Here is a 6,361-nt window from a genome sequence, read left to right as displayed (position 1 = left end):
CGCACCCCGCACCCCGCACCCCGCACCTCCTGCATCGAGGCAGGCCCCTCGCCGAGCCGGCACCCAATTCCAGCCCTCAATGCCCGAGCAGGCGCTGCAGCAGCTCGGTCGCGTTGCCCGTATCGTATTTGCGCATCAGCCGCGCGCGGTAGACATCGACCGTGCGCGGACTGATATCCAGCGCCCGCCCGATCTGCTTGCTGGTTTTGCCCGTCACCAGTTGCGCGGCGATTTCCCGCTCGCGAGGCGTCAATTCGACGGCCACGCGCCGCGTCGCGCTCAAGTCCTCGAAAGTCCACACGCCGGCGGCATGCGCGTCGGCGCGTTGCTGTGCGCGGCCTGTCACGTGACACCAGAACAATTCCCCGTTGGCGCGCTTCATGATCCGGTCGTCCGCATAGCTGCCTTGCGCGGTCATGATCGGCGGAATGCGTGCGCCGATCCGCTCGAATTCGTCCGTTGACGGATACAGCACCTGGAACGACTGGCCGAGCAGCGCCTCGCGCGTGCAGCCGAAGATCGACGCCAGCTCGTCGTTGCAGTCTTCGATGATCCGTTCGCGCGACAGCACGAGTCCGATCGGGGCGAGGTGAAACGCGGTTTGGTAATCCAGTGCGGGCATGGGCTAGCGGCAAGTACTTATGTATTTTTGCGTATTGTGCCGTATGGCGCGCGCAGCGTACGCTTGCGGGCACATGACAACGCGGCGAAGCGGCCGCAGCAGGCATTGCCGCCACGCAGGTCGATCTGGGCGCAAGGCCGGCCGCGGATGACTAGAATGACGTGTCGGGCGTTTGCCCGCTCTGCGCCATATCGAAGTCGCAACCAGCCGGCGTACCGGCGGCCCGCGTACCGGGTTTCGGATTTCCATAAAGGAAGGGACATACTGATGAACAAGGTCTATCCAGGCGCCGCCGAGGCGCTGAAAGACATCGTCAAGGACGGGCAGACGTTTGCCGTCGGCGGCTTCGGGCTGTGCGGCATTCCCGAGGTGCTGATCGCGGCGCTGCGCGATTCGAAGGTGCAGGGCATTACCTGCATCAGCAACAATGCGGGCGTCGACGGTTTCGGCCTCGGTCTGTTGCTCGAAACGCGCCAGGTCAAGAAGATGATTTCGTCATACGTGGGCGAGAACAAGGAGTTCGAGCGCCAGTATCTGGCCGGCGAACTCGAACTCGAATTCACGCCGCAAGGCACGCTCGCCGAGAAGCTGCGCGCCGGCGGGTCGGGCATTCCGGCGTTCTTCACGAACACCGGCTACGGCACGCTGATTGCCGAGGGCAAGGAAACCCGTCAGTTCGGCGAGAACCACTACGTGCTCGAACACTCGCTGACGGCCGACGTCGCGTTGGTCAAGGCATGGAAGGCCGACAAATCGGGCAACCTGATCTATCGCCGCACGGCGCGCAACTTCAACCCGATGTGCGCGATGGCGGGCAAGATCACGGTCGCCGAGGTCGAGGAAATCGTTGAAGTGGGCGAGCTCGATCCGGATGCGATCCACACGCCGGGTATTTTCGTGCAGCGCATTGTGCTCAATGCGAATCCGGAAAAACGCATTGAACAACGTATCGTCCGCGCGAAAGGAGATTGATCATGGCATGGACTCGTGACGAAATGGCCGCGCGCGCGGCAAAGGAATTGCAGGACGGTTTCTACGTGAACCTCGGCATCGGCTTGCCGACGCTGGTGGCGAACCACGTGCCGGCCGGCGTCGAAGTGTGGCTGCAGTCGGAGAACGGCCTGCTCGGCATCGGCCCGTCGCCGACCGAAGAAGAAGTGGATGCCGACCTGATCAACGCCGGCAAGCAGACGGTGACCACGTTGCCGGGTTCGTCGATTTTCTCGTCGGCGGATTCGTTCGCGATGATTCGCGGGGGCCACATTAACCTGGCGATTCTGGGCGCCATGCAGATCAGCAAGAAGGGCGACCTCGCCAACTGGATGATCCCGGGCAAGATGATCAAGGGCATGGGCGGCGCGATGGATCTGGTGGCGGGCGTCAAGCGCGTGGTCGTGCTGATGGAGCACGTCGCGAAGGGCGATCAGCACAAGATTCTCGAAGAATGCACGTTGCCGCTGACGGGCGTAGGCGTGGTGGATCAGATCATCACCGATCTCGGCGTGATCGAGGTGACGCAAGAGGGTCTGAAGCTGACTGAACTGGCACCGGGTGTTAGCGTCGAGGAAATCAAGGCGAAGACGGGCGCACCGCTGGATGTCAGCGCGGTGAGCTGAGTGATTGGATGAGCCGCCGTCCCAGATCCATCTGATCGGCGTCTGGCGGGTGGTAATGCAAGTCGCCTTGTGGGGCACGGGCGCGGGCGGCTTACGAAACGGGTTGAAGCAGGTTGTAGAAGCAGGTTATAAACGGGCGAGGCGCGAGTCTCGCCCGTTTTGTTTTGGTGCTGCGTTTCGTACCATTTTGGGCTGCCCGCCCACATCTGAGCGCCTGCGCAAGGACTTTCGCTGTGGGGTATCCTGGTTAGTCTTAGGCCGTTTGGCCGATTCTTGTTGCGAGGCAAAGCGGTTTACAATCGTTGGAAGATTCGACGTTGATTTCCCGCCGCTTGTCTGCGCCGAGCCCGCAGCGCTTTTGCAAGGAACCCAGATGACCGAAACGTCCGCTTCCACCGCCGAGCGGTCCGCGCCGCGCCAACGCTATGTGCAATGCGCGAGCGCCGGCGGCCTGCACCGGATCGCGTACACCGAGTGGGGTGACCCGGCCAATCCACGTGTGCTGCTGTGCGTGCACGGCTTGACGCGCTCAGGGCGCGATTTCGACCGCCTCGCGGCGCAATTCGCCGGCACTTACCGCGTGGTGTGTCCGGATGTGGCGGGGCGGGGCTTGTCTTCGTGGCTCAGCAACCCCAACTTGTATGGCGTGCCGCAATACGTCGCCGACATGATCACGTTGATCGCGCGCCTCAACGTCGAAACGGTCGACTGGTTCGGCACCTCGATGGGCGGTCTGATTGGACTTGCGCTGGCCGGCCTGCCGGAAACGCCGATTCGCAAGCTGCTGCTGAACGACGTCGGGCCGCATTTGGAACCGGCGGCCGTGCAGCGGATCGGCGATTACGTCGGCAAACCCGTGCGCTTCGAAACGCTGCAGCAGGGCATCGATTACGCTGCGTTGCTGGCGCAAACTTTTGGCCCGCTCACACCAGAGGAGTGGCGCGAGATCAATACACCGCTCTTGCATCAGCAAGGCGGCGAATGGCTGTTCCGCTACGACCCACGGATCGCCGTGCCGTTTGCCGCGACCACCGAAGAGGCGGCCAAGCTCGGAGAGGCCGTGCTGTGGCAGTCGCTGGCCGCGTTTCCGGGGCCTGTGCTGGTGGTGCGCGGTGAGCAGTCGGATCTGCTTTCTCGGGAGACCGTCGCCAGGATGGTCGAGAGCGGGCGCGCCGTATCGAGCGCGGAAATCGCGGGCGTGGGGCATGCGCCGGCGTTTCTGTCGGCCGATCAGATCGATCTCGCGAGGCAGTTCTTTATCGGGCCGGCCGCTGACGCGTCATAATATCGAGTTCCGCGCGGCCTCCGTGAGCCTCGCGCCTTCGGCGAGCGGGCGTAATGTGGAACGCATCTTCGATCAATTTTCAACCAACCTCAGGATTCTTCATGGCAGTCATTCGTCACCACGTCGGCAAGCGCCTCTCGGAAATCGCCGTGCACAACGGCACCGTGTACCTCGCCGGGCAGATTGCCGAAGACGCGGATCAGGACATCACGGGTCAAACGCGCGAAGTGCTCGGCCACATCGACCGTTTGCTGGGTGAAGTGGACAGTGACAAGTCGCTCTTGCTGTCCGTACAGATCTACATCTCGGACATGGTGCATTTCGCCGGAATGAACGCCGTATGGGACGAGTGGGTCGCACAAGGCGCCACGCCGCCGCGCGCTACCGTGGAAGCCAAGCTTGCGAACCCGAAGTGCCTCGTCGAGATCGTTGTCGTCGCTGCGCAGCGCGCTTAAGCCTGGCTTCGCAGTGGTTGTTGAAATTCCGTTGATCCGTCTGGCCCGGTGGGCCGCCGCACCATGACTACCGAAATCGTTACGAGCACGCCGACACCGCTGCCTTCCTTCGACGAAGCGATGGCGTTCGTGCGCGAACATGCGGGCGAGGTACGGCTCTCATCGGGCGAGTCGCTGGCGGATCATGCGGCGGGTACGGCGTCGATCATGCGCACGCTCAATGTCGATCCGCCGGCTGTGCTGGCGGCGGCCCTGTTCGCGCTGACGCCGCATCTGCAAGACCCGGAGCGCGTGATCGCCGACAACTTCGGCGAAGAAGTCGCGCAACTGGTCGGCGACGTGCGCAAGTTGCTGCGCCTCGGCACCGTGAGTTTGCGTGCCGCGCAGAATACGATTCCTGAAGCCGGGCGTGACGCACAAGCCGCGCGCCGCGCCCAGGTCGAGGCGCTGCGCAAGATGCTGCTTGCGTTCGCACAGGACATTCGGGTGGTGCTGATCCGGCTCGCGTCGCGCTTGCAATCGTTGCGTTATTACGCGGCGGCGAAACTCACGCCGTCGCCCGACGTCGCGCGTGAGACGCTCGATATTTACGCGCCGCTCGCTAACCGGCTCGGCATCTGGCAACTGAAGTGGGAGCTCGAGGATCTCGCGCTCCGTTTCGAAGAGCCGGTCACTTACAAGCGCATCGCCAAGCTGCTCGACGAGAAGCGCGTCGAGCGCGAGAGTTATGTTGCGCAAGCGATCGAGCGGCTGCAGCGGGAGTTGGCCGCGGCGCATGTCCAGGCCGAAGTCAGCGGCCGGCCGAAACACATCTACAGCATCTGGCGCAAGATGCGCGGCAAGGAGCTGGACTTCGCCGAACTGTACGATGTGCGCGCGTTTCGCGTGATCGTGCCGGACATCAAGGATTGCTACACGGTGCTCGGCATCGTGCACAACCTGTGGCAGCCGGTGCCAAGAGAGTTCGACGACTACATCTCGCGGCCAAAACCGAACGGCTATAAATCGCTGCACACGGTCGTGATCGGCGACGACGGCCGCGCGTTCGAAGTGCAGATTCGCACGCAGGAAATGCATCAGTTCGCCGAGTACGGCGTGGCGGCGCACTGGCGCTACAAGGAAGCGGGCACGCGGGGCTACAGCGGGCAGTTCAGCGCCAATGAGAAATACGACGAGAAGATCGCGTGGCTGCGTCAGTTGCTCGCGTGGAAAGATGAGGTGTCCGAGGGCGAGCACGGCGAGAAACGCGCGGCACAGCCGTGGGAGCAGCTGCGCCAGGCCACGCTCGACGACGACCACATCTACGTACTCACGCCGCAAGCGCGCGTGATCCCATTGCCGCACGGTGCGACGCCGGTCGATTTCGCGTATCACCTGCATAGCGAGCTGGGGCATCGCTGCCGTGGCGCGCGTGTCGACGGCGCGATGGTGCCGCTCAACACACAACTGCAGAACGGGCAGACGGTCGAGATCGTCGCGGTGAAGGAAGGTGGTCCGTCGCGTGACTGGCTCAACCCGCAGCTCGGATATCTGCAGAGCCATCGGGCGCGGCAGAAAGTGCGCGCGTGGTTCAACGCGGTCGAAGTGCAGGAGCACATTGCAAGCGGCCGGGCGATGGTCGAAAAGACCTTGCAGCGTGAAGGCAAGACCTCGGTCAATCTTGATCAGCTCGCCGCCAAGCTGGGCTTCAAGACGACCGACGACCTGTTCTCGGTGGTCGGCAAGGAAGAATTCAGTCTGCGGCTCGTCGAGCAGGCGCTGCACGATGCGCCGCCGCCCGAGCCGGTTGTCGACGCGCCGGAGCAGTTCGAGAAGCGCAGCAGCGGCGCGAGCGTTGCACGCGGGGCTTCCACGGGTGTACTGGTGGTCGGCGTCGACGCATTGCTCACGCAACTCGCGCGCTGTTGCCGTCCCGCGCCGCCCGACGCTATCTGCGGGTTTGTCACGCGCGGCAAGGGCATGTCGATTCATCGCAGCGATTGCCCGACCTTCCTGCGCATGGCCGATCGCGCGCCGGAGCGTGTGCTGCAAACCGCATGGTCGGCCGATGTCATGAGCGGTCGCGGGCAATCTGTCTATCCCGTCGACCTCAGCATCGAGGCAACAGACAGGCAGGGCCTCCTGCGCGACATCTCTGAAGTTTTCGCGCGCGAGAAAATGAATGTGATCGGTGTGAAAACGCAATCGCGTCGCAATGCCGCGTTCATGCAATTCACGGTCGAGGTATCGAATGCGGCGCAAATTCAGCGCGCGTGTACGTTGCTCGGTGAAGTGACGGGCGTGGTGCGCGCTTCGCGAAAAAGTTGATGCACGGACGAAGCGGCGGGTGCCAGCGAGCATCCGTCCAGAAGCGCGCGAGCGCGTGCGTGTGAATTTAAAGTCG

Annotated in this window: 6 protein-coding genes; 5 read left to right on the top strand and 1 reads right to left on the bottom strand. The window is 63.3% G+C overall.

The features are described 5' to 3' along the window. Nucleotides 1-76: 76 nt before the first annotated feature. Nucleotides 77-622: a LuxR C-terminal-related transcriptional regulator gene (locus tag QOC89_RS11935; RefSeq protein ID WP_179733167.1), complete on the bottom strand. Its 546-nt coding sequence runs from the start codon at nucleotides 620-622 to the stop codon at nucleotides 77-79. A 267-nt stretch (nucleotides 623-889) separates the two neighbouring features. On the opposite strand from QOC89_RS11935, the gene QOC89_RS11930 reads away from it, so the two are divergent. From QOC89_RS11930 to QOC89_RS11910, 5 genes are all read left to right on the top strand, one after another. Beyond that, nucleotides 890-1,594, top strand: a complete 705-nt coding sequence (locus tag QOC89_RS11930) for a CoA transferase subunit A (RefSeq protein WP_323045198.1) — start codon at nucleotides 890-892, stop codon at nucleotides 1,592-1,594. Between the two features lie 2 nt (nucleotides 1,595-1,596). Then, nucleotides 1,597-2,238 (top strand): CoA transferase subunit B, encoded by a 642-nt coding sequence (locus tag QOC89_RS11925; protein WP_323045197.1) that lies wholly within the window; start codon nucleotides 1,597-1,599, stop codon nucleotides 2,236-2,238. Between the two features lie 373 nt (nucleotides 2,239-2,611). Beyond that, nucleotides 2,612-3,523 carry an alpha/beta hydrolase gene (locus tag QOC89_RS11920; protein ID WP_323045196.1) on the top strand — a complete coding sequence of 304 codons (912 nt, stop codon included), beginning with the start codon at nucleotides 2,612-2,614 and terminating at the stop codon, nucleotides 3,521-3,523. 101 nt (nucleotides 3,524-3,624) lie between these two features. Further along, nucleotides 3,625-3,978: a RidA family protein gene (locus QOC89_RS11915; RefSeq protein ID WP_323045195.1), complete on the top strand. Its 354-nt coding sequence runs from the start codon at nucleotides 3,625-3,627 to the stop codon at nucleotides 3,976-3,978. Nucleotides 3,979-4,041: 63 nt separating this feature from the next. After that, nucleotides 4,042-6,285 (top strand): bifunctional (p)ppGpp synthetase/guanosine-3',5'-bis(diphosphate) 3'-pyrophosphohydrolase, encoded by a 2,244-nt coding sequence (locus QOC89_RS11910; RefSeq protein ID WP_323045194.1) that lies wholly within the window; start codon nucleotides 4,042-4,044, stop codon nucleotides 6,283-6,285. The last annotated feature ends 76 nt before the right edge of the window (nucleotides 6,286-6,361 follow it).

Origin of the sequence: Paraburkholderia sp., from assembly GCF_034668105.1 — a bacterium.
In the GTDB taxonomy this organism is placed as follows: Bacteria; Pseudomonadota; Gammaproteobacteria; order Burkholderiales; family Burkholderiaceae; genus Paraburkholderia.
Note: the sequence above shows the minus strand (reverse complement) of the source record. Positions and strands in the feature narration are given on the sequence as shown.